We start from the raw sequence: 20,520 nt of genomic DNA on the forward strand, positions 1-20,520 counted from the left end.
GGAACGGGTGGCGGCATGAGTTATTTCTGTAGCCACTCAGGGAATGGATAGAGAAATATTGGGTTTAGTTTCAGTGAGTAACTAATTGTTAAACATTATTCGCTTGTTTGTTAGAGGGGAGTAGGCATACTAAGGGATAAATATATAAATTTTGTTGGGGGTGTCTATGTCCGTTCCTAAATTTAATGAAGTTTTTGAGGAATTAATGCGTTATAGAAATCCCAGTGGTACACCTGTGTTACAGGAAGTTACTCACAATGGAACAAAGACACTGCTTATTCGTTTTGACGATATAAATGCAAGAACATCTTTCGCAGATAAAACTAGGCTAACGACTAAGGGTTATCTTAGAAGAAATAGTAATTCTTATTCATATGTCCTTGAGCAGTTGGGATTCGAATCTACCAATCCATGGTACATAAACTCAAATGTTGCAAAATTAGAATTCAGGTTAACCAACCATCCGGGGTATGATGTAACAATTCATGCATATCAAAACATACTACTACCTAGCTACTCACCTGAAGAAAGTAGCAGCCTTAACCTATTTAAAGAAAGGCTGGATGAAAACAAGCGTAAATACCAAAATATCCGGGACAGTTTAAGGAATTATCGTAGCCCTAGATCGTCTCCAGCAAAAAGCCCTCAAGTTGAGTCTTCTGGTTTTTTTAGTGCTCACAATCCTCCGAATCCACAGTATGAACAAGATATACAGCAAGCAATACGGGAAAGTCGTATTACGGCATATCAAGATGGAAGTATGCCGGGGACTTCTAATTTCTTACAAACAGCTCAGTCTGGTGGTCCTGTTAGGAGGCTAGTTCCTTCAACATCACAACGTTCTGCTCCATATCCGCAACCACAAAGAAGTTCAACTCCTGATCCTTATGCCTACCAACGAGGTGCTCCAAGGCCACCATCTAGGCCGCAAACGCCATCTTCACCTCAACCATCGACTTCTTCTCAGCCATCAGGCTATTCTCAAAGAGACGCAGAGTACAAGAGATGGTTTGACGAAGATGATGAATCTTGGATGTAAATGTAGGAGGATGCTCTTTCAACAAAAATAGGCAATAAGGCACATATCAAAATTCACCCACACTGTGCCCTAACATTCTCCAGCCACCCCAGTATCATTTGTTCTGGGGTGGTGAGGTTCTCTCTTCAATTTCCCGTATCGCATGTTTATCCAAATTGCATTGCTCAATGACCGTTAATAACCGCTCATTTAAAATCAGGCTGTCACCCCATGTCATTTTGTCCGGTATTACAGGCGGCTGACAGTCAGCGAGCAGATGCGCCGGAATCGGTATTGGCGGAATCTGAACGTATTCGGTTCGCGTGCTGCTGCAACCGGCTAACAGCCCCATCAGGCACAGTGCGGGCGGCGCAATCATGATTGACAACAACCGTTTTGATGGCAGCCTGCGTTTTCTCAGAATCCACGGCTGACCGCTGCCGGTTTTCGCTATTAATGCGTGAGATGTCATTGAATAACCTGATAGAGTGGTGGGCGTTATCGGTGATGAACTGCTGGCGTTGATTCTGCTGGGTCAGTGATTCATTTTCACTCACCAGCCGACCGTTTTCTGCATATACCGAATAGACGGAGTGTGCAGCATAACTAATCAGCGCGATACCTATAATCACAACGCCAAATTTCAATTGCCATTTCATAGCAACTCAAACGCCCGTTCGAAAACATCATCGGAATAAGGCTGCTGGCCGTTCTCCATCTGTATCATCGCTTTGACTAATGCTGTCATGATGGATTTATCGTTAACATCAATCACTGCACGACTATCGATACCAATTGAACGACTCACATAGGATATGTAACTCTCGGTATCATTCTCACTCGGTGGCGCCCAGCGGGTAATGATTTGTCGAATGGTGTTCAGGCCATACTTACGCTCGTAATTGCGGATGATAACGATCATCGCCCGTATGCCATATTCCGGTGCAATAAACTGACAGAATGATTTATCTGTCTGCCTACTGCACAGCCCCCACCATATATTCCCGCGGCGGATATTACCCGGATTATGATTGCGAATGCCTCTGCTCACTATTTATCTCCCAACCGTTTGTTAATCGCACGAATGGCAAACTCGCGTATTTTCTCAACACCAATAAAACCAACGGCGCCCCCGATAGCCGGTGCAAAATTGATAGGAATGCCAAACATCTCCAGACCACTGGATACACTCCATGACAAGGCACCACAAAGCAGCGCCTCTACCCAGCGGTTCTTACGTTCCACACCGTCGTAAATTAGTCGGCCATAACAAATCGCTATTGCCAACATTGAGCCGGATATTTGCGGCCACGAGTTTTTTAGGCCATTTAACATATCAGCCCATAAATCAGGATTTTCTTTCATCTTCATATTCCACCCCATTAGAATAATGGGCGTCCGTGGGGTGAAATAGGTTCGCCCCTGTGAGTTGTAGTAAGTGGGTTGCCAGCCGCAATAGCGATACTGAGGTTCTGTGAGTGATTGCGGTGGCAAATTCGATTAATGAATTGATGGCCACTTCTTATTTCCCCCTCAAATGAGGGAGCAAAAACGGAAAGTGGCGATAAAAAAGGCTACGCCAAATGAAGCGCAGCCCAAAACTCAACGTGTAAATTGAGGCGAGTTATTTCCAGTTGAAACAGTAAGGAAGCGGATTGCCTGCATTTGGTTGTTGCAATAGACTACCTAACTTTTTGGCATCACTGTTATCATACTCGCCAATAAACTCGTATTCGTGCTTACCAAATAAATGGCTGTCGATACTGCCACCCAATTGATAAGCGACGCCGTCCACCGTTATCGTGAGGCTTTTCTTAAATAAATCCACCAGCTTCTGATAACCGTCTTGATTATTATCCGAAGAAACTCGGATAAAGATTTTCTGGTTTAACCCATCCCATACGAACAACGAGAATTTTGTGATAATTGTTTTATTTTGGAGGTTAATCAATGTACCGAAAGGACCTAGATGTTCACCAGCAGGTTCAAATTCAGCGTCAGCCAGGTATCCCCACATTTGATCTTTGTTAGAAAAAGATCCCGTATCCACTGCAAGATCAAAGCTCAGCATACAATCAGCAGGCTGTGGTTTTACCCCTGAGTTCACCAGATGCCAGTCACATGCCATCAGGTCATCGGGGGTGGGCTGCCAAGGAAACCATTCACCATGCTTATTGCTCTTTTCTATATAAACAGGTTCATCAACTGATGATTGAGACGTCAGACGCATGTGTTCACCCGGCGCATCCCAATCACTGCGGTGTAATTTATTTCCCAGGTACACCTGTATGATCGCCCACGGACAAGAGCCGACAGGCGCGGTTACCGTGTTAATCTTGTATTGTGCGGGAATAATTTTGCACTGCTTTTCTGGATTATTAACTTCAGACATAAGCACCTCATTTAACGATGAATTAATAAAGGCCATTTCATTCCGCTGCTAAATAACCAGAAATTTTATTTAAGCCAAATTTTTATCTCAACGATATCTTCCCTATCGATAGGCATAAAATTTGATAGACGATGGTGCCTTATTGAGTGGTCAACTCTAAGTTGATCTCTTGCTCCGTCTGCTTAAACCGCGCTTTTTCCAGTTCAACACCCAACACGCGACGATTCAACTTCAAAGCCGCTTTCAGTGTTGCCCCAGAACCCATAAAGAAATCGGCGACCATATCCCCTTCACGGCTGCTGGACTGGATAATATGTGCCATCAGGTCAGCCGGCTTTTCGCAGGGGTGTTTGCCGGGATAATACTGCACAGGAACAAAATGCCAGACATCGGTATAAGTTACATGAATCATATTCCTGTCATAATTCTTTATACTGACGTGAAAAATCTAAGTAGTGTTTTTTACTAACACCTTGCAAAAGAACTAAATATAGTCTAAATTTAGTCTTCATCCGTTACTAACGGACTCCAAAGCGGAATTTGGAATTAAAATTAGACAATATTTGAAATCACAAAGCGGCTTAAGTGCCGAACGTATCTGACATCTTCTTAATGTCAGCACGAAGCTTACTGTCAGCAAATGCAAAAACGGCGACTCTTCGTCAATGAGTTTGAATGAAGCCTATCGTTATTAGCCAATGCAAACGTAAAAGCGGTAACTCTTCGTCAATAACTTTGTAAGATTCTTTCTTACAATAGGAGTAATTAAATGAAAATAGAAACAATAAGTTATATAAAAAAGCATGCCGCTATGCTTGAACTATCGGAGCCAATACTGGTTACCCAGAATGGCCTACCTGCTTACGTTATTGAATCATTTGAGGATCGCAAACAGCGAGACGATGCTATCGCGTTACTAAAATTGCTGGCGATATCTCAAAAAGACAAACAGTCAGGAAAGCTACACTCGCGTGACCAGTTGTTGGAAAGTATTTGATACTTATCAATAACTAGGAGGAAAAGTGCCTGAAGATACAACTGTAACAATAAAATACACTGATACCGCAAAATATAGCCTTAAAGATATTGCAAATTTTTTACGGTCTAAAGATATTGATCCCTTACCTATAGTTAACGATCTGATTTCAGAATTCGAAAGTAAAGTCAGCATTTTTCCATTATCTTGCCCGATTTCTCTTCAGTTAAGTAAAGTCGGTGTGATGGAATATCGTGAATGTAGTACAAAAAACGGATATAGAATCCTTTACACAGTCGATTCAGAAACTGATGTAGTAGTACACGTCGTTCTGCATCAAAGACAAGATATACAGGCATTACTTCTAAAACGCATGATTGAGTACCACATTTAAATCGGATTAGATGCTAATACTATTAAAAGTAAAACATGATATTACATATCAAAAAACCCGCATCTTAGGCGGGTTCTTTTCTGCATTTCGCTGCTTGCGGGTATAGCTTCGCGAAGCGTATATGAAAATATTAACTTCTTCGGCAAAAAAGTCAAACTTTATTCGAGTAATGATAATTTCTTTCGAATTCATCACACATTGGCCGGTAAAGCATAAACTCAGCTACCCCTAACCAAGCATTAACACGGTTTTGGCAAGTTCTTAATGATATTTCAGGATGCCTTTTATTCATTTCAACCGCTATCTTATATTTTGATTTCTTATAGCAATACCGTTCCTTAATAATATTCAAAAGCCCTTTGTCATTTTTAAATACTTGTCCAATAACATAATTCATTTTTAAACCTTCCGTGTCTGTACAGAACATCAGACTGCTGATTGCTTGCTTTTCTTTCATTTCTTCAAAAAATAATAAGAGATCTTGTTTAGATATTCCTGCCTGTTCTATTTTTTTAAGGGCTGCTTGAAGAGATCTTTTGGTGATAACAGTATCAGCCAGTAATCGGGAAAATATACCTGCTGCTTGAGGTGACTGACTAAATACAGACCAACGTCCCCACATTTTCAACCGTCCTTGAATCCAAACACTTTCAAGGGTACGCAATCTCAGATATTCGTCACCTTTTCCACATGTTACCGGATAAATCATTCTGCGCCCCTTGCCTTCATCTTGCTTGATATATTCACACCCGACATAGCCGTACCTCTTCTACTTCCCTTTTAACCTGTGCTAATAATTCAATTTCTGTCCCATGAGTCGTCTGCCATGTTTTCGGTGCCGCATGGAATCCTGTGGGATAACAGGCCCGATGGTGGCGGGGACATAACGGCAGCACGGAGAAGTGATCGGCTCGCTGTGCCATTCCCTGCCCAGCTCGTACATGATGGATTTCTGACTGCGACGCCCCCAACCCCAGATTACGGCAACAAATACAACCTAAAGAGGCCACATCCGACAGCCACTGTTTTTCACTGTTGGTCATTGGTCTTGCCTCCTCCTCACGCAAAATCAAACAACTGTGCAGCCGATTTTCGGCGGCATCACGGGTTGGGAAGTTGCGGTACAAGATGAAGTTCCACAGCACATTCAGTGTGGCTTTATAGAGTGCCTGAAATTCCAGTTCATCCATTTTGGCAAAACTGACAGAGCGGGGTTCCCGGTGCAGGCTGCCATTAGGCATTTCATAGGTGTCGTAATGCCCGGCTTCCACCGTGACCCAGCGCCGGAAGGCATCAAAGGATTTGGTGGCGGTGATGTTATGAGCTCGGTTTTTCGACAGGCCAGACAGGTATTCATCAGCCGCCGATTGTAAGGCATCCTGACTGCCGGCGAAGTGGGCCAGAAATTGGACATAGCCGCGCACAAGGGCTTTTTCTTCGGGGGAGATCGTGCCACCCGTGGGTTCCCAGTATTCGAACCCAAGATTCAACAGGGCAAAATATTTGCGGTGGAAACGCGGGTTACGGGCTTTCTTGAAATCCGCATACAGCACATCGCCACATTTCACTTTGAAATGAATCTAATTATACAAAATAAAAATAAAAACAAATAATTAAAAATAATAAACACCCCAATAAAACCATATATGTACACACTCATGTACAAACAAGACGCGTACATAATGCAGTACATAAAAATGGATTTTTTGCTCGTTAGATAGGGAAAGTTTAGGGTTATAGGTGAGGATGAGCTACTACAGGGCAGAAATCCGCCCTTTAACATAAATGGGCTTTCAAATCCCATTAGCGAAAAATTTCGCCGATTGGAGAGCCAAACTGAGGACCACGGCAATAAGCCCCCTTAAACTAAAGGAATTCCTATAGTTATTCACGCCTCCGTTTGAAACGGAAGAATCAATGACCTTTATTTATCGTGACGCGTCACTTATAATAATTATCGTGATGAGTCACGAATAATGGCAAACATATACCGGAGGGGTCGACCATGAATGACATGACAGAACAAAAACGAGGTCGGGGCAGACCGCGCACAGGTCATGCCTTAACCGATGCGGAGCGGGCAAAACGATATCGCGCCAGACGCAAAGCACGAGGGGGTATCACTTCTTCAGAATCTGCTGTTATCGAAGAACTACGCGAACAGCTTAAGAAAGCACAGGCACGCATCCAGTTTTTAGAGTCTGAATTATCGTTATCCGTCACGATAAATAATGAGCCGGGAACCTGGCAGGTACAAGAACGCAAAGGCACAAACGGACGCTGGCAGGTGTATCGCCGCGGGTTGTCAAAAGCTGAAGCTTTGCGTGAATTTGATCGGCTGTTAGAGGGATACACGGACAAGAAATATACCTACCGCATGATCAGTGAGTAACGGGTTAAAAGGTGAGAAATCCCGCCTTTATCTAAGTCGTTGATTATATTTAATTCCCGCACAGGGACAGAAATTAAGGAAATCAAGGAGTTAAAAGGGGGTAATTCTCTCCTTTATTTAACTGATTGATTTTTCCCATTTTTTGAAGAAATAGATAGATAGCGAAATTACTCAACCCACAACTTCCTGCGGGTTTATTATGTCAATCCCATCAATAATAACCATAAAATACAGTCTTAAACTGAAATATATTTTTTATTGCGTTCTGTGTGAATTAATTATGGTAGTTATCTCAAAAATCAGACAATCACCTATCAAATATCAATAAAAATAATGTAGTGTATGATGCCCTGTACAGGTGCGAAGTGATGCTTAATAGCATTATTTCAATAGGATGATAGCAGTGATTCTGAACGTTGGGGCATAAAGAGAGGTAGGTTTTAAGTTTAATATAGGTTAAATGATTATTTTTTAATTTATGGATTTAAATGTCAACTTCCACGCGCTGGATAGAAAATATTTAATGTAAATCAATGAATTATTGCAACCCTGATTTTATTTAACCTCTATCACACCTAAAATTTAGGTAAAGATTATTTACCATGCGTACCTTGTAAAATACATTGTTAAGTATTATATATGGAGTATAATTTGTGACCGAAATGCAAAAAGAGCGTGCATATTATATAGCTATATTTGAATCTCATTACAACAGAGTCTTACAAATCGTCGTTAAGGCTCTAGCACAAAGTAAGTTACTGGCTTTGAATACGGCGCTGCTAAAACAGGAAAGCCCTACATTTAAAGAAAGAGCCAATATATTAAGTGATGTTCAAAAAGTTATGCGCTCAGTAGCAGATACACTTGGACTTAATTATGATGCTACTGTTTTAGATGAATACATTGATTTAATGCACAAAATGGCTGATGCAATTGAAGATAATAACGCAGATGAACTCCAGAAAATCGTAGAAATTTTGGATAGAAAACCCTTCATATGCCAAGAGTTCAAATGATTTTTAAAACGAATAGTGCTTATTGGATTCAATAACTAACGTAACTATTAAATTGGAGATAATTCATGAAAATAAACATGATAGAAATTATGAGAAGTCTAAATGAGATAGATAAATTACTCACTCAGGCTGAGGCTCTGGGGCAAAAAATAGATCTAACTCTTTATGCTAGCCTTCAAAAGGCCGCTTAACTCCTCTTTTACTCTATTCATAAAAATGTAATTAAATTTATAAATATATTCATATATCATAAGGATATTAATATGACAAAACAATACGATTTTAAGAGAATTTTCGAGCTACTTGATAAGATGGAGTCATGTGTTAATAAAGTTAAGTATCTAAACCGTCAGTTGGATAAGGATCTTGATACCACTCTAAAAGCAGCTTGATTTAAATATAATAAAGCCCTCTTCACGAGGGCTTTTCCCATCACGTCCCCACCTCCCCTTGCCTCACATTCCACACCGAATTAGCTGGCATCTGAACACGGACATCTAATCGACAGCCTTCGGGGATGTCGCAGGGTTCATCATCGGCGTAATACAATTGTTCGTCCACGGATTTCATGCGCCGGTTTTGTAGTCTCGCAGGCATATGGGCGTTTTGTCGGTGCGTCACTTTGATATCAATGGTGCCATCTGGCCGCACTTTGTCCTCGACATACACCAATTCATTGCCATTTACATCGCGAGGTACGCTGATACCGCCATGGACACCCCATGCCCCGTCAGCGTTATAGCCCAGCACACCGGATATTTGATAATGACCGATGCCGAGTTTAGTGACGGTCGCGCCCTCGGATTCGTCGTTGGTGGTAAACTTGCCATCGGGGTGGATTTGGATGATGGGGGAGGCTGTTTTAATAAACCCACCACCGTCAACCCAACAATTCCCTCCCAGCGATAATGCCGTCCCGCTGGCTCTGGGAAAAGCAATGCTATACCACTGAGAAACCCCCCAGCTATACGCAATGTGTGGGCCGCCATCTTTAGTTTTTATCATCATGACATTTCGACCATCCATGCAGGTAATTTCACCAATGGCTACAACCGAATTTTCTATTTCAAGGGCGCTCTTGATTTTTTGTACTCCGCCATTAGACAAATCCATCATCACTGCATTTGCGGCTCTATTTACCGTATCCCGTAAACCGAGGTTTTTCACAAACTCAGATTTATTTGGAATATCTGCGCCGTTTTTGTTCTTATCCAGCATCGCCGCCTGCAATGCCCGTATCGATTGCAATGATATGGCTTGACCATTCGGTAATGTCACATCAACCACACCATTCTGTGACATCCATTTGTCCATGTTCTGGAGGAATTGAGTGATGTAGGTGGTGTTGGCCACAATATGCCGGACGCCATCCGAAACAGAATCAGGAACGGTAACCTGAATCTGGTATTTCACGTTATTCAGGGTGACAGCAACATTATCAGCCAGTACCAGTTCGGTATCGGAGTTCACCGCCTGAATCATGTGGATTAAATTGTTGTCACCAGACCGGATTAATATAATCTGTCCAGGCGCAACGCCGTTAATGTTCGAGATAAATTTGGTGCCCGTGCCGCGGACAATAGCCGAGCCGGACACGGTGCTGATTGTGCCTTGTTTATAAAGCATAATGTGTTCCTGTTAATCGTAGAGCGAACAGTCAATATAAGGGCTGGTGAAGTCTTCTACCCTGACCTCAATAATCCAAGAGGTCGCACCTGATACTGCTGCCGGAATGAATTGTGTGGATTGGCCGTTGAAAAAGGCCGAAAAAGAGGTGTCTCTATATTGCAGTCTGGAGTAGCCTTCTTCTGGGGGATCGATACTCGAACTAATCCAGCCCGTTCTTTGCATCAATAGGGCTTTCTTCCCCCGCAATATCATCTGCTGGTTGGCATTGTATTCCCCCGCAATCGCCAGCGGGTTTGTATCACTGGTCATAACGCATTTTCCGTTCTCATCCCAGACAGCAATCCCCCAGTCAGGGACGGGCTGCGGATAAACTAGGGTAAAAAGGTAAATGTCACACAACGCCGATTTGCGGGATTCCGGCGCTGACAACTCAATATTCCAGTGGTCTTTTCCGCTGATGAGTTCACCATAGGGGGCATCCCATGCACTCTCCGCATGGGCGCACATAAACGCCATGCACGGCTGTGTTGTGTTAATATGGGTGTCTACGTGTTCATACCATCGGCCAACGGTGACCGATATTTTCCTGACAAAAGAAAGCGGTGTCGTTTTGGGTGTCCACCACGGCACCCCTTCATTCGTTGTTAAAAATGCGCCCCAGTCCATATATCCCCTCACGCCGTGTAATACGCAATCAGCCAGCCCTCAGCAGCTGCCTGACGCCCAGTTGAAATAATGATTTGGTTGTCTCTCACCAAAAACTGGCGTTTGGCATTCGGCCATTCCCCCGTTTGCGTGCACATAAACACATAAGAGAGCCTCAACCCTTCATTCATCGGCTCTCTGGGAACCATCAGTGCGCCCGTTGTCTGTCCGCTGCTCAGTTTCATAAATCCCGCATAAAGAAAAGGGCGGATGCCTGTATTACGCTGCCGCCCCTGCTCATCCCACACCCCAAAACCATAATCACTCATCGAAATTGTCCTATATACCCCATTGCCGCCCTGACCCGTCCGTTTTGGTCATAACAGGCAATCGCCCCATTCGCCCAGCGTAACCCTGCCCGGAAACGCATGTCATTAAAATCAAACGCCCCTGTCGAGGCATCAAACCGAAAACCCCGCTGATTGGGAATGTAATTTGTGGATTTAATATCCAGTCCAACCAAGAGTTGCCTGATATTCGCCATGTCAATAAACGCATCACGGACAAACAACTGACCATTTTTAACCACCATAAACGGTTCCATCCTGCCATTGAGGGGGTTATAGAACGCAAAGTTATTAGCAGAAAATCCGATATATGATTCCAGACTACCATTCTTGAATTCACCGCTAATCACCATGCCACCCGCGTTATATTTTGTCCCATTGCGGTTAATGGTGATATTAATACTGTGGATGGCGTAACCGGCATTCTGGCTAAATTCCGCCTGCATTTTGCTACTAATCACAGCGGACTGTTCTTTGAATTGAGCCTGCGTGCGCCGCTCACTCTCGGCCTGAGCTAAATCTAATTTCGTAATAGCCTTTTCGTTCTCTAGTACAGAAGCTTTAATATCGTTCTGTATCTCCGCTTTTACCTCAGTGATTTGTTGCGCCCATGCCGTTTGTGAGTCAGCAAACACCCGATCCAGTCGTCTGATTTCTGCCTTGTTTTCCCCATCCTTCACCATAATTTGATAGGCATTTTCTTGATTGGCCGCTCCGTTAATCAACGCAGCCTCAGCCTGATAGTCCAGTTGCGATTGCAGGCGTTTTCCGGCTTCGGCGGTCATAAACTGCTCGCCGGCTGCATCAATAATCCAACTGGCATCATCGGACGATTCCCCCCTGACAAACTCCGTCCATGGGGATTGATTGCCCGATTTATCCACCAGACGGGCACGAAACCAAAATGCCACCCCTGCCGCCAGTCCCTGCATAGTATGCGTGCGTTGCGGATAGGGAATGTCTGCCAGCAGCATCAATCCCTCGCCGTCATTCGTCCGGCTGTATTGGATTTCGGTTTTTAATGTGTCATCGGTCTGGGCGGCGAAGCCCCAATCAAGCTGGATACCGAAGATAATCGGTGTTGTTTTGAATGCCAGTGGTGTTGGTGGGTTGCCTTGTTTACCCGTGATATTCACCTCCTCAGAAGATGTGAATAGACTCGGTATATCAAAGGAATTAATCGCCTTAATGCGAGCTTGATACCTTCCTGAATAAGCGTTAGGTATTTCAAAACCCAACGACGCGGAGCGGGGGATAGAAATCCAGTTACCGCTATCCCTGCGCCACTCACCTATATAAGCGACTGCGCCTTCTGCTGGTTCCCATGAGATTCGTACAGTCGTAGTCGAAATTCCCTGCTGAACAAAAGAAAAACTTTCAATATTGACCGATTTTGACGGCTGCTGAACACTCGCCGGGATGATAGAGATGGGGCGTTCGTCAATCCGCGCCCCCGTGTCGATACGGGCATACTTGTCAGGGTCATGGTAAAGACCGTTAATTTCGAATGTACCATCATTATTGTCCTTGATGCCGACGACGCGATATTGTTGAATGAATAAATCATTAGCATCCACCGCCCAACCTGCCTCAGCCTGTGGTATTTCACTGTAGGTGGTCGTGACCGTCACGATATTGCCATTAACCTCCTGAACCGTCCGGCCTTCTGTTTTTCCTGTCAGTAAATTAACCAATAAACGATCACCTGGATGCGCATCAGGTTTTCTGTCCAGTATGATGTTACGTCCAGCAGCCGACCGAATACGACCGCCGATAACACGCCCAGCCCTATTTTTATGCGCCACACCGATAATTTGGCCAGGCATGGGGATCTGACCATCCAGACCCACGCGGAATGAAATCATAGTGTCGCGTGAATTGGTCAGAATTGCCCATTTCCCCCGGCGTTGTGCCTCACTTTGGCGGGTACAGCCAATGGCGGCGATATCAATTTGGTTGATACCATAACGCCGTATTAAATTATCATCTGAAACAACCTCGACCTCATCATTGTAATGATTGTCTGGATTTGACCAGCTCACCATTGCAACAGTGCTCCGGTTACGTTCGCCGCCACTGCTGTAGACAAAATCGCCATTGATAACGCTGGCCTGAGTAAAAATATATTTAATGTCGTCTGGCATATCCGCCATGGCAACAAACTGATTTGCGCCCCAGTAAACCGAACCACGAAATATTGCGCCAATGTCGGTCAGCACCTTATGCGCCTCTTCGCGTGACTGAATGTAGACATCGCAGGTAAACCGTGGCTCGTGCCCCCCTTTCCCATCAGGGACGGGTTGATCGCAATATTGCGCCACACGATACAGCTCGGTTTCATCGATTTGCGTCTTGTCGATTTTGTCACCAAGACCACACAAATCATTCAATAATAGGTCGTACAGAACCCACGCCGGATTATTGCTGTGCGCCCATTTAAATGTTCCATTCCAGATACCGCTGTAAGTTCGGTTAACTGGATCGTAATTGGACGGCACGCGAATAATGCGCCCTTTTGGCTTGCATGAAATTAGGGGGACATTGCCATTGAATAGCCTGGCATCGAATTCAACATACAGTAACGCGGTATTAGGGTAACGTAATTTGGCGTCAATAATTTCAGTGAACGCCATAAGGTTCATTTTATCGATGGTTCGTTCACTGGTGCTGCTCGCTGTTTTTCTGACCACCCGAACAGTCCAGCCTGTTTTTGCATCAGGCAGGTTAATGCGATATGAGCGCTCATACAATGTTGTGGTTTTGGCATCGATATGGGTATCAAAAATAGTCTGGTAACTGCCGCCATCGGTCGATAATTCAATGGCGTAATCAATGCGATATCCTACTGTATCACCGTTATCTTTCTGCATTCTCAATGCAGGCCAACCTAGACGAACACGAACGGCTGACAATTTCGTATTAGAAATATATTTTGTCCAGGGTGTGATGTCCTTTATTTCTGTGTTAATACGAATTTCATTTTCAGCCGCAGGCATACCTTTGATATAGGATTGATGTTGTGTGCCGGGGCGAAATTCCCATTTAACGCCCTCAAAGTTCATTCCATTGTCGCTTTGTAATGGAGTACCGTCCAGATAGATGTCTTTTGCAGTTAGATCACTAACAAATTCACCCTCACCCAGTGCTAATAGTATCCTAGCTTTTGCGTTGGACTGTATGTTATCGGGCATTTCGTAAGGTGTATGTCCACCACCGCCACCACCCTTTGCGCCCTCTATATTATGATTATGCTCAATCATCGTGTTAGCCCCTCCTCTGCTCTTCCTCTTTTTTACGCCACTCTCGGTCTTTTCTTCGTTCCTCTTCGGCTTTCCAGTCTTCGTATGGTTTTCCTGTCAGGATCTCGCCAAAATTGTATTTTCGCTGCCTCTCAATTTGCTCGGTTTGATACTGGTCTTCGGTGTAGACACCAGCAGAGATAATAGCCCCGCCGATCTCGCGCGAACCATAGAGAATGGGAACGGGGTTGCCCTGAGCAGTTGTATTAACCGGACTGCCGAACGCATAAGAAGGTTTATTGTCCGGTGACTCACGCATCCCTAATCCCGGTGGCTGAGGTGCCAGCATTTGAGAGACACCACCCATGGCCATCGCTGCCCCTGACATCCCGATAAATGACGCAGCCTGCCAGCCTAGCGGGTTCCACCATGCGACGGCTATCAGGGCGATACCCAACACAACGTTAAACAGCCCGCCGCGCTTACTACCGGCGATCAGCGGCATAATATGAATATCTTCGTTGCCCTTGGTCATATCCAGTTCTTCTTTACGGTAGCTTCTACCGCCCACAATGACCGAAAATGTAAAACCCTGCTTGTGGGCATTAAGCATAAATTCTTCGAAACCAACAATGAGTTTGCTCATGGCTCTGATAGCGTGCGGAGCGTCTCTGGCCGCGTATTCAAATGTTGTGCCGAATTTGGCAGCAAGGACGCCATGAAGCCGGATAGTACGAAGCGGGGGATCTGTATAAGTCATAATGACCTCATAAAAAAACCCTCCGAAGAGGGTTGTCATATTATTGAATAATGCTTATTTGATATTTTCTCTGTAGACGTTCAGAAAAAATGTTTTTTGAGGTTCATTTAATCCAGAGGATATTCTATCTATTTCAACTTGGAATGCTTTTTTTGCTGACAAAATAGATAAGTTTTTAGCTTCAACTTCTATCATGAGGTTATTATATAGGTTTGCTATATCTTCCACTTTATACCGTACTACAGGACCTCCCATTTCCAGTATATCGGTAGATTGTAATTTCCGCACTCTATCTAAGTGTATTGAACTTATTTCTATATTCCCTTTATCACCAGATAATAATGCAGTTTGAATTCTTAATTCTTGTAGTAATTTTTTCTGAACATCCAGTAATTCATTGGCTCTACTTGCATATCGTATTATGAAAAAATTAATTGCAAGTCCAATCAATACGATTATGATTAAAATGAAAAAAGCGCCTGATAGTGAAGATGCTGAATCATAATAACTGTTGTACATAGATATCCTCGATTGATTTTATATGCAAAAAAATAAATTTATCATTCGAAAAACAAAAATGAAATCACTCCCATTTATTATAATGTAACACAAGAATCGTGCGATCTTTCCAATACCCACCATACGGCACTTTCTGGCTCAACTGCCCGTAAAGATGATGAAGCAATAAATTACCGTCCAGTAAAATTCCGGCATGATTGGGTACATCGGCCTGAACCTGCATCAGTACCACATCGCCCGTCTGTGGATCGCCTGTAACTTCGATGAATCCGGCTTTCTCAAAATTTTCCATGTACAGGTTTTTGCCTTGCTCCCACCACGGATAATTGACCCGGTAGTCGGGGAGTTCAATGCCGCATTGTTGGCGGTAATAGCTCATAATGAGACCGTAGCAATCGTAAATCCCCAACACGAACGGGCGTCCCACCAGCGGCAATTCACCGCGCGGGTAAATAGTCCTGAAATCACCCTCTGGCCAACTAACAATATGCCACGGTAATTCGGTGAAATCGCATTGCGCCTCATCCAGATCACTAGGCAGGGTGGTAGCGTCCGGGTGACTATGAACGATACCGGTGATCGTGCCCCAGATTGATACGGCCAGATAATCGCCGGCGTCTAACTGGAACTGCTCGGCAGGATTAGGCGCTAGGTTTTTGCAAGGGAAATATTTTTCTACGCGACCCTTCTGAGCCACCACGCCGCAGCATTCGTTGGGATATTCAGTTTTAGCGTGCTCAAATACCGATGCCAGCGTTTTATCGCGCATAGTTATCTCCTGATGAGAGAGGAGGCGGGGAATCCACCGAATGGCAGCTCATTGTCCTCACCGTGACGCAACTTACAGGCAATCACGGTTCCGGGGCACCGATCTTTACTTGGGTCATCCGTCGGGTTGTTGTCGATATCAAAATATTTCGTTCCGGCATAATCACAACCCTTACCTGTGCGATACCAACCGCGCGCGCACCATGTGCACACACCGTGAATTTGTCGGGTGGGAATAATCAGGCCATCCAGTGATGCCGGGCTTGCCAGTTCAAAAACAATTACAGTGTCCGTCTCGGATATCTTTCTATTCACATAGAACATTAACTGGCGTTCTTGCTGTGGATCAGCCGTGGGATTTCCCTCCATAAAATTTTTAGCATCCAGATAATGCATAAAGGTATCATGGATGATGATTTTCGCCTGAACCATGTCATCAAATTGCAAGCATAGCGCAGTGACCGTTCCCTCAACATTGGCGACGGATAAGCGAGGGTGGGTAGCCTGTCCATCCGTGGACATTTCCAACCCCTCTATCTGGACAGGCCACGGATCATACTCTTTACCTTGCCACCAGAGGGATTTTGGCTGCGGCTGACTGCCCTTCTCCTCTGCGGCTTCAATCTCTTCGGGCGTCACGGGCATACCATGCGCATGAAAACGGAGCACATCGGCACCGAATTTTGTTCCGTCAATCTCATAGAACCGGACAATATTCCCAGCGTCCAGCTTTTGTACGTCAGCAGTAAACATGATTGCCCCTATGGCGCGTGCGCCTCAATGAATTCAGTTGAAAGGGAGTAGGTTTTGTAGTCAATAGCTTGATATTTATAGCTTTCACACCGGAATAATCCCTTATTCGCCAGTGGCGGCGTCCAGATGAATGACTGATGACCTGTATGTCGGTCAAGAAATGCGATAATTTCAGTGATGTATTTTTCATTACCGACAAAATCAACGTTCCATCTCATCGATTTGGGGTTAATCCCCGCGCCAGAAACCTGTTCATAACCATCGCCGAATTTCGCTTTTCGGATAGCAAATTCAACGTTGGAGCTGGCGTTAACGCGTGGCACCCATTTAAACGTTTCCATTATCGCCCCCTTATTGCCTTGTTGATTGCCCCGCCTTGTCGCAAATCCCGATCCCGCTCAGTGTAATAAACTTGGGCTACAGCCTGAGCAAATCGCCTTCCGAAGGCCTCGCTGTCTCCTTTGGATGAGGCGCTTTCGGTTTTCCCGTCCGTGATATAAACCTGAATATTCGGCGCACCTCCCCTATTTTCAGTGGGGAAAATAGCCCGAACACCGAGTGAACCATCCGCACTGCGCTTAAGGGGCATAATCGCCTCTGGACCCGCCTCGCCCATCAGTCCTGCACCTTTAGCAAAAGCAAACAATGTCGGGCTGCTGACAACATGGTTACTGTAAGCGCTGAGGCTAGGTGAGTTATAAACGCCGCCTTTGGCGTTCTTGGTGAACATGGAAGCAAAACCACTGAACATTCCACCACCGCCGCCACCGAATGAAGATGCCAGCATTTCAAACGCCTTATTCGCCGCGATTTTCATCAAACTCTGCACAACGCTTTGTGCCATCGAGGCGAACATTTCGGAAACACCTTCTTTGAGTGACTTAGTTCCGTTTAACATGCCGGTAATCATGTTGCTCATACGTTCACTGACAGTATCAAACAGATTGATCGCTATTGCGTGATAGGCGCTTTGGGCAGAGAATAGCTGTTTTGCTGCTTCAATGCGTCTCGTGTTGTTTTCCGTTTCGGCTGCTGCGATCAGTTCATTCTTGCGCTGTTCAGTGATAACCTGTGTTTCCGCATAGGTGTCATACAATGCTTTTTTGCGCGCCAGTTGGTTATCCAAATCCTGTACCGGATCAACGTCACCCCGCAGGGCGTCCTTAGCAGAAACAGCATAGGACTGCTTAGCATCTGCGTTACCCCTGACTTCATCTTTCCATATCTCCCCTTTTCGGTACGTGTATTCGGCAGGTGACTCAATTTGACCATGGGCATTCTGCCGCTTTAACTGCTCTGTAGCTTCCTTGGTTCTTTTGGCGACATTGCGGAACGGATCGGCTTCTACGGCAGCCTGTAAGTCCTGATAACGTTGTTTGGTCTCTGTCAGTCGCTGGTTAAGCTGGTTCAGATGGCGGTTTTGTTCCTGAGTGAATTTGGTGACATTCCCCTGAGAGGCTGCAAACAACTCAGCCGCCACGTTACCTTCCTTGTGGCGGATGGCTTCTATGGCCAGCTGCGCGTTCAATTCAGCAACTTTGTTGCGGTAGTTTTCCTGTGCACTCGCCGCTTCACGGGCGGCTTTTGCGGCCTCACTCGCGGCTTTAGCGGCGGCGGCCTGCGCAGCTTTAGCCTTTTCGCCATTTTGATATGCGGTTATCGTATTATTGATGTACTTTTGATAATTATCATGATGCTGTGGCGTATTTAACCGCTGATCCTCAGCGGCAAATTCTGCCTGTCGTCTGACTTTTGCCTCGCCCTGCAACTTTGAAAGTTCAAGGTCACGGGCCGATTTCTTCAAAAAATCCGCTTGTTTGTCGTCCAGCGGGGCTTGCGGAAGGGCAAAGGGAACCGGAGTTAATGCCATCCGTTCCTGTAACAGGCGGTTACCTGCCGCTAACACCTTATTAAAATCCGAGCCTGCCAGCGTTAGCATTGGCAAAATATCGCTGGTTCTGAGCATTTCCACATAATTATCACGCAACAGACCTGTCTGGCTGGCCTGTAACATATTGAGTTCTTTTTGTTTGCTACTTAACCCCTCCTGCATAATAGCGAGGTTATTCAATTCGTTGTTATAAACCCGGATAGCCTCCGTGAGCTGCTCAGCCGGCGAAGCGGAATACAGGGTTTTTACCCCTTTTTCAGCCGCAATCCGCGCCCGCTCCATATCCATTTTTCGGGTTTCGACTAACTTTTTTTGTGCCTCTATGGCTTTGTTCTGACCAGTTATTTGGTCTTCGGTATCAAAAATTCGCTTTTTAATCTCCAGCGAATTCATGGTTTTCAACGATTCAACCAGCAGATCAGTATTTTTCCCCAATTCCAGCGCGGATTGCTTGGCCTGCTCTTGACTCTGGTGAAGGTAATAGATTGCAGAGCCAGCTAGCATCGCAGCACCAAAAGGCCCGCCAATCAGTCCCAGCGCACCGCCCATCACGCGTGATCCCAGCGAGGTGACGCTATTCAGCCTGTCCTGTGCTGCTGCCCTGGCATCAATATTGCGTTTCAGGGTTGCCTGTGTTCGGGACAGACGCTCTTCCGCCCGCGTCTGCATGTCGGTATTCTTTGCGGCTGCTAATGCCTGCTGTGCCCGATAAACTGCTGCTCTCGCTCTGGCTGTCGATACTTGGGTGCCGCGTACCTGACTCTCTGCAAGTGCCACCTCAGCGCGGTAGGCTTTCCAAATGTTACCTGTGGCTGTCGCAGCGCCGGAGGCCATGCCGCCGAAGAAGCGGGCAGCACCGACGGCCACCAGTACCCCGCCCGCCACGGCAACGGTATCCATATTTTTCGCTACTCCATCCAGTACTCCGGATAATGTCGCTGTCACCGAGGTGGTCCGGTTGGTTTCGCCGACCCACTGCTGAAAGGCATTCATCACCCGTGTTGACGCCGCACTCACGCTGTTCGGCATCGAATCAAACTCGTTACGCAAGGTGGCCAGCTGACTAACCAGTGCGGGCACAATCTTAGGCGTGGTCAGCTCACCCGCATCCGCCAGTTCTTTCAGGTCCTTCTGTGCTACCCCTAATCCATCTGACAGCGCTTTCATGATCCGCTGGCCGGACTGCGCCACGGAGTTAAAATCCTGCCCCCGGAGTACACCACGCCCCAACGCCTGGGATAACTGGACGATCAGGGATGACGTTTCGGCAGCGGTTGCCCCGGAGACCTGTAATCCGGTCGCTAAGGCATCCGTCAGGGATAAAATATCCTGAGTCGTATAGCCATATTCACGCAGTGAACTGGATACACGGGAAAAGAGAGCCGCATTGGACTCAAACGTTGAACCGGTATACTGGCTGATTTGCAACAGACCCTGCTTGGCGTGGGTAAAATCTTCCACTGAGGTAGTGGCCAGCTTGATACGGGCATTTAATGAGTCGTAACTGTCCGCCAGATTGATCAGTTGTCCGGTAGCAAACATCCCCGCAAAGGCGCCCGTCATGCCGACCGCTGACGCCTTGACCGACGCCAGCTGGCTATTGAGTTCCCGTAGCGCCTGCTGGCTGTCACGGGTGGCCGCCGCCGCCCCGCGCCCGCCCTTTTCCATTGTTCGGTAGTAATCCGCCCCCATCCGTGAGGCGCGGGCAATTTCAGCCTGAAACGAACTGGAATTCGCTGAAATTTTAATAATCAGTTCACGCAGTTTTGCCATAGAAATTA

The 20,520-nt window shown here is 45.7% G+C and carries 23 protein-coding genes and 2 pseudogenes; 6 read left to right on the forward strand and 19 right to left on the reverse strand.

The window, feature by feature from the left end; translation table 11 throughout:
* Positions 1–166: 166 nt before the first annotated feature.
* Positions 167–1,039 (forward strand): hypothetical protein, encoded by an 873-nt coding sequence (locus tag WDV75_RS11405; RefSeq protein WP_273559878.1) that lies wholly within the window; start codon positions 167–169, stop codon positions 1,037–1,039.
* Between the two features lie 94 nt (positions 1,040–1,133).
* Here the strand turns inward: WDV75_RS11405 and lysC are convergent, their stop codons facing one another.
* The 6 genes and pseudogenes from lysC to WDV75_RS11430 all read right to left on the reverse strand — a co-directional run.
* Positions 1,134–1,397 (reverse strand): Rz1-like lysis system protein LysC, encoded by a 264-nt coding sequence (gene lysC, locus WDV75_RS22130; protein ID WP_273559879.1) that lies wholly within the window; start codon positions 1,395–1,397, stop codon positions 1,134–1,136.
* Positions 1,285–1,677: a hypothetical protein gene (locus WDV75_RS11410; protein ID WP_273559881.1), complete on the reverse strand. Its 393-nt coding sequence runs from the start codon at positions 1,675–1,677 to the stop codon at positions 1,285–1,287. Before WDV75_RS11410 ends, lysC begins: the two co-directional genes overlap by 113 nt.
* The gene (locus WDV75_RS11415; RefSeq protein ID WP_273559883.1) at positions 1,674–2,069 is read right to left on the reverse strand and encodes a structural protein; all 396 of its coding nucleotides are present in this window, start codon (positions 2,067–2,069) and stop codon (positions 1,674–1,676) included. The genes WDV75_RS11410 and WDV75_RS11415 overlap by 4 nt, the downstream gene beginning before the upstream one ends.
* The gene (locus tag WDV75_RS11420) at positions 2,069–2,389 is read right to left on the reverse strand and encodes a phage holin, lambda family (RefSeq protein ID WP_420497526.1); all 321 of its coding nucleotides are present in this window, start codon (positions 2,387–2,389) and stop codon (positions 2,069–2,071) included. The genes WDV75_RS11415 and WDV75_RS11420 overlap by 1 nt, the downstream gene beginning before the upstream one ends.
* A 253-nt stretch (positions 2,390–2,642) precedes the next feature.
* The gene (locus tag WDV75_RS11425) at positions 2,643–3,410 is read right to left on the reverse strand and encodes a Thoeris anti-defense Tad2 family protein (RefSeq protein WP_273559885.1); all 768 of its coding nucleotides are present in this window, start codon (positions 3,408–3,410) and stop codon (positions 2,643–2,645) included.
* Positions 3,411–3,549: 139 nt separating this feature from the next.
* Positions 3,550–3,813: pseudogene (locus WDV75_RS11430) on the reverse strand (site-specific DNA-methyltransferase); the annotation flags it as partial.
* Positions 3,814–4,179: 366 nt separating this feature from the next.
* On the opposite strand from WDV75_RS11430, the gene WDV75_RS11435 reads away from it, so the two are divergent.
* Together WDV75_RS11435 and WDV75_RS11440 are read left to right on the forward strand one after the other, a co-directional pair.
* Positions 4,180–4,407, forward strand: a complete 228-nt coding sequence (locus tag WDV75_RS11435) for a type II toxin-antitoxin system Phd/YefM family antitoxin (protein WP_273559886.1) — start codon at positions 4,180–4,182, stop codon at positions 4,405–4,407.
* A 25-nt stretch (positions 4,408–4,432) separates the two neighbouring features.
* Positions 4,433–4,780: a type II toxin-antitoxin system RelE/ParE family toxin gene (locus WDV75_RS11440; RefSeq protein ID WP_273559887.1), complete on the forward strand. Its 348-nt coding sequence runs from the start codon at positions 4,433–4,435 to the stop codon at positions 4,778–4,780.
* Positions 4,781–4,931: 151 nt separating this feature from the next.
* On the opposite strand, the gene WDV75_RS11445 is transcribed toward WDV75_RS11440, so the two are convergent.
* From WDV75_RS11445 to WDV75_RS11455, 3 genes and pseudogenes are all read right to left on the reverse strand, one after another.
* Positions 4,932–5,489, reverse strand: coding sequence for a DUF1133 family protein (locus WDV75_RS11445; RefSeq protein ID WP_273559888.1), 558 nt, complete (start codon positions 5,487–5,489; stop codon positions 4,932–4,934).
* 34 nt (positions 5,490–5,523) lie between these two features.
* Positions 5,524–5,823, reverse strand: coding sequence for a Ref family recombination enhancement nuclease (locus WDV75_RS11450; RefSeq protein WP_273559889.1), 300 nt, complete (start codon positions 5,821–5,823; stop codon positions 5,524–5,526).
* Positions 5,824–5,839: 16 nt separating this feature from the next.
* A pseudogene (locus tag WDV75_RS11455) lies at positions 5,840–6,360 on the reverse strand (DUF1367 family protein).
* A 425-nt stretch (positions 6,361–6,785) separates the two neighbouring features.
* Between WDV75_RS11455 and WDV75_RS11460 the strand changes: the two are divergent.
* The 3 genes from WDV75_RS11460 to WDV75_RS11470 all read left to right on the forward strand — a co-directional run bounded on the left by WDV75_RS11460 (position 6,786) and on the right by WDV75_RS11470 (position 8,379).
* Complete coding sequence (locus tag WDV75_RS11460; RefSeq protein ID WP_273559890.1) at positions 6,786–7,172, forward strand: hypothetical protein; 387 nt, start codon at positions 6,786–6,788, stop codon at positions 7,170–7,172.
* 653 nt (positions 7,173–7,825) lie between these two features.
* Positions 7,826–8,188, forward strand: coding sequence for a hypothetical protein (locus WDV75_RS11465; protein WP_273559892.1), 363 nt, complete (start codon positions 7,826–7,828; stop codon positions 8,186–8,188).
* 65 nt (positions 8,189–8,253) lie between these two features.
* Positions 8,254–8,379 (forward strand): hypothetical protein, encoded by a 126-nt coding sequence (locus WDV75_RS11470; protein WP_273559894.1) that lies wholly within the window; start codon positions 8,254–8,256, stop codon positions 8,377–8,379.
* A gap of 241 nt (positions 8,380–8,620) precedes the next feature.
* Here the strand turns inward: WDV75_RS11470 and WDV75_RS11475 are convergent, their stop codons facing one another.
* The 10 genes from WDV75_RS11475 to WDV75_RS11520 form a co-directional block, all read right to left on the reverse strand.
* Complete coding sequence (locus WDV75_RS11475; RefSeq protein ID WP_273559896.1) at positions 8,621–9,814, reverse strand: hypothetical protein; 1,194 nt, start codon at positions 9,812–9,814, stop codon at positions 8,621–8,623.
* Between the two features lie 12 nt (positions 9,815–9,826).
* Positions 9,827–10,483, reverse strand: coding sequence for a hypothetical protein (locus tag WDV75_RS11480; RefSeq protein WP_273559898.1), 657 nt, complete (start codon positions 10,481–10,483; stop codon positions 9,827–9,829).
* An 8-nt stretch (positions 10,484–10,491) separates the two neighbouring features.
* Positions 10,492–10,791, reverse strand: a complete 300-nt coding sequence (locus WDV75_RS11485; RefSeq protein WP_273559900.1) for a hypothetical protein — start codon at positions 10,789–10,791, stop codon at positions 10,492–10,494.
* Complete coding sequence (locus WDV75_RS11490) at positions 10,788–14,069, reverse strand: host specificity protein J (protein WP_273559902.1); 3,282 nt, start codon at positions 14,067–14,069, stop codon at positions 10,788–10,790. Before WDV75_RS11490 ends, WDV75_RS11485 begins: the two co-directional genes overlap by 4 nt.
* 4 nt (positions 14,070–14,073) lie before the next feature.
* Positions 14,074–14,808, reverse strand: coding sequence for a tail assembly protein (locus tag WDV75_RS11495; protein ID WP_420497527.1), 735 nt, complete (start codon positions 14,806–14,808; stop codon positions 14,074–14,076).
* A gap of 54 nt (positions 14,809–14,862) precedes the next feature.
* The gene (locus tag WDV75_RS11500) at positions 14,863–15,327 is read right to left on the reverse strand and encodes a YebO family protein (protein ID WP_273559904.1); all 465 of its coding nucleotides are present in this window, start codon (positions 15,325–15,327) and stop codon (positions 14,863–14,865) included.
* Between the two features lie 64 nt (positions 15,328–15,391).
* Positions 15,392–16,096, reverse strand: coding sequence for a C40 family peptidase (locus tag WDV75_RS11505; RefSeq protein ID WP_273559906.1), 705 nt, complete (start codon positions 16,094–16,096; stop codon positions 15,392–15,394).
* A 2-nt stretch (positions 16,097–16,098) separates the two neighbouring features.
* Positions 16,099–16,851: a phage minor tail protein L gene (locus tag WDV75_RS11510; protein WP_420497528.1), complete on the reverse strand. Its 753-nt coding sequence runs from the start codon at positions 16,849–16,851 to the stop codon at positions 16,099–16,101.
* A 5-nt stretch (positions 16,852–16,856) separates the two neighbouring features.
* Positions 16,857–17,189, reverse strand: a complete 333-nt coding sequence (locus WDV75_RS11515) for a phage tail protein (RefSeq protein WP_273559910.1) — start codon at positions 17,187–17,189, stop codon at positions 16,857–16,859.
* Positions 17,189–20,512 (reverse strand): tape measure protein, encoded by a 3,324-nt coding sequence (locus WDV75_RS11520; RefSeq protein WP_273559912.1) that lies wholly within the window; start codon positions 20,510–20,512, stop codon positions 17,189–17,191. The genes WDV75_RS11515 and WDV75_RS11520 overlap by 1 nt, the downstream gene beginning before the upstream one ends.
* Positions 20,513–20,520: the final 8 nt, after the last annotated feature.

The organism is Xenorhabdus griffiniae, assembly GCF_037265215.1.
Lineage (GTDB): Bacteria > Pseudomonadota > Gammaproteobacteria > Enterobacterales > Enterobacteriaceae > Xenorhabdus > Xenorhabdus griffiniae.

Bases quoted from the DNA above. Each gene is read 5' to 3' on its own strand.
- WDV75_RS11405 (WP_273559878.1), top strand. From the start codon at position 167: ATGTCCGTTCCTAAATTTAATGAAGTTTTTGAGGAATTAATGCGTTAT.
- lysC (WP_273559879.1), bottom strand. From the start codon at position 1,397: ATGATTGCGCCGCCCGCACTGTGCCTGATGGGGCTGTTAGCCGGTTGC.
- WDV75_RS11410 (WP_273559881.1), bottom strand. From the start codon at position 1,677: ATGAAATGGCAATTGAAATTTGGCGTTGTGATTATAGGTATCGCGCTG.
- WDV75_RS11420 (WP_420497526.1), bottom strand. From the start codon at position 2,389: ATGAAGATGAAAGAAAATCCTGATTTATGGGCTGATATGTTAAATGGC.
- WDV75_RS11425 (WP_273559885.1), bottom strand. From the start codon at position 3,410: ATGTCTGAAGTTAATAATCCAGAAAAGCAGTGCAAAATTATTCCCGCA.
- WDV75_RS11435 (WP_273559886.1), top strand. From the start codon at position 4,180: ATGAAAATAGAAACAATAAGTTATATAAAAAAGCATGCCGCTATGCTT.
- WDV75_RS11445 (WP_273559888.1), bottom strand. From the start codon at position 5,489: ATGATTTATCCGGTAACATGTGGAAAAGGTGACGAATATCTGAGATTG.
- WDV75_RS11450 (WP_273559889.1), bottom strand. From the start codon at position 5,823: ATGACCAACAGTGAAAAACAGTGGCTGTCGGATGTGGCCTCTTTAGGT.
- WDV75_RS11460 (WP_273559890.1), top strand. From the start codon at position 6,786: ATGAATGACATGACAGAACAAAAACGAGGTCGGGGCAGACCGCGCACA.
- WDV75_RS11470 (WP_273559894.1), top strand. From the start codon at position 8,254: ATGAAAATAAACATGATAGAAATTATGAGAAGTCTAAATGAGATAGAT.
- WDV75_RS11475 (WP_273559896.1), bottom strand. From the start codon at position 9,814: ATGCTTTATAAACAAGGCACAATCAGCACCGTGTCCGGCTCGGCTATT.
- WDV75_RS11480 (WP_273559898.1), bottom strand. From the start codon at position 10,483: ATGGACTGGGGCGCATTTTTAACAACGAATGAAGGGGTGCCGTGGTGG.
- WDV75_RS11485 (WP_273559900.1), bottom strand. From the start codon at position 10,791: ATGAGTGATTATGGTTTTGGGGTGTGGGATGAGCAGGGGCGGCAGCGT.
- WDV75_RS11490 (WP_273559902.1), bottom strand. From the start codon at position 14,069: ATGATTGAGCATAATCATAATATAGAGGGCGCAAAGGGTGGTGGCGGT.
- WDV75_RS11495 (WP_420497527.1), bottom strand. From the start codon at position 14,808: ATGACTTATACAGATCCCCCGCTTCGTACTATCCGGCTTCATGGCGTC.
- WDV75_RS11500 (WP_273559904.1), bottom strand. From the start codon at position 15,327: ATGTACAACAGTTATTATGATTCAGCATCTTCACTATCAGGCGCTTTT.
- WDV75_RS11505 (WP_273559906.1), bottom strand. From the start codon at position 16,096: ATGCGCGATAAAACGCTGGCATCGGTATTTGAGCACGCTAAAACTGAA.
- WDV75_RS11515 (WP_273559910.1), bottom strand. From the start codon at position 17,189: ATGGAAACGTTTAAATGGGTGCCACGCGTTAACGCCAGCTCCAACGTT.
- WDV75_RS11520 (WP_273559912.1), bottom strand. From the start codon at position 20,512: ATGGCAAAACTGCGTGAACTGATTATTAAAATTTCAGCGAATTCCAGT.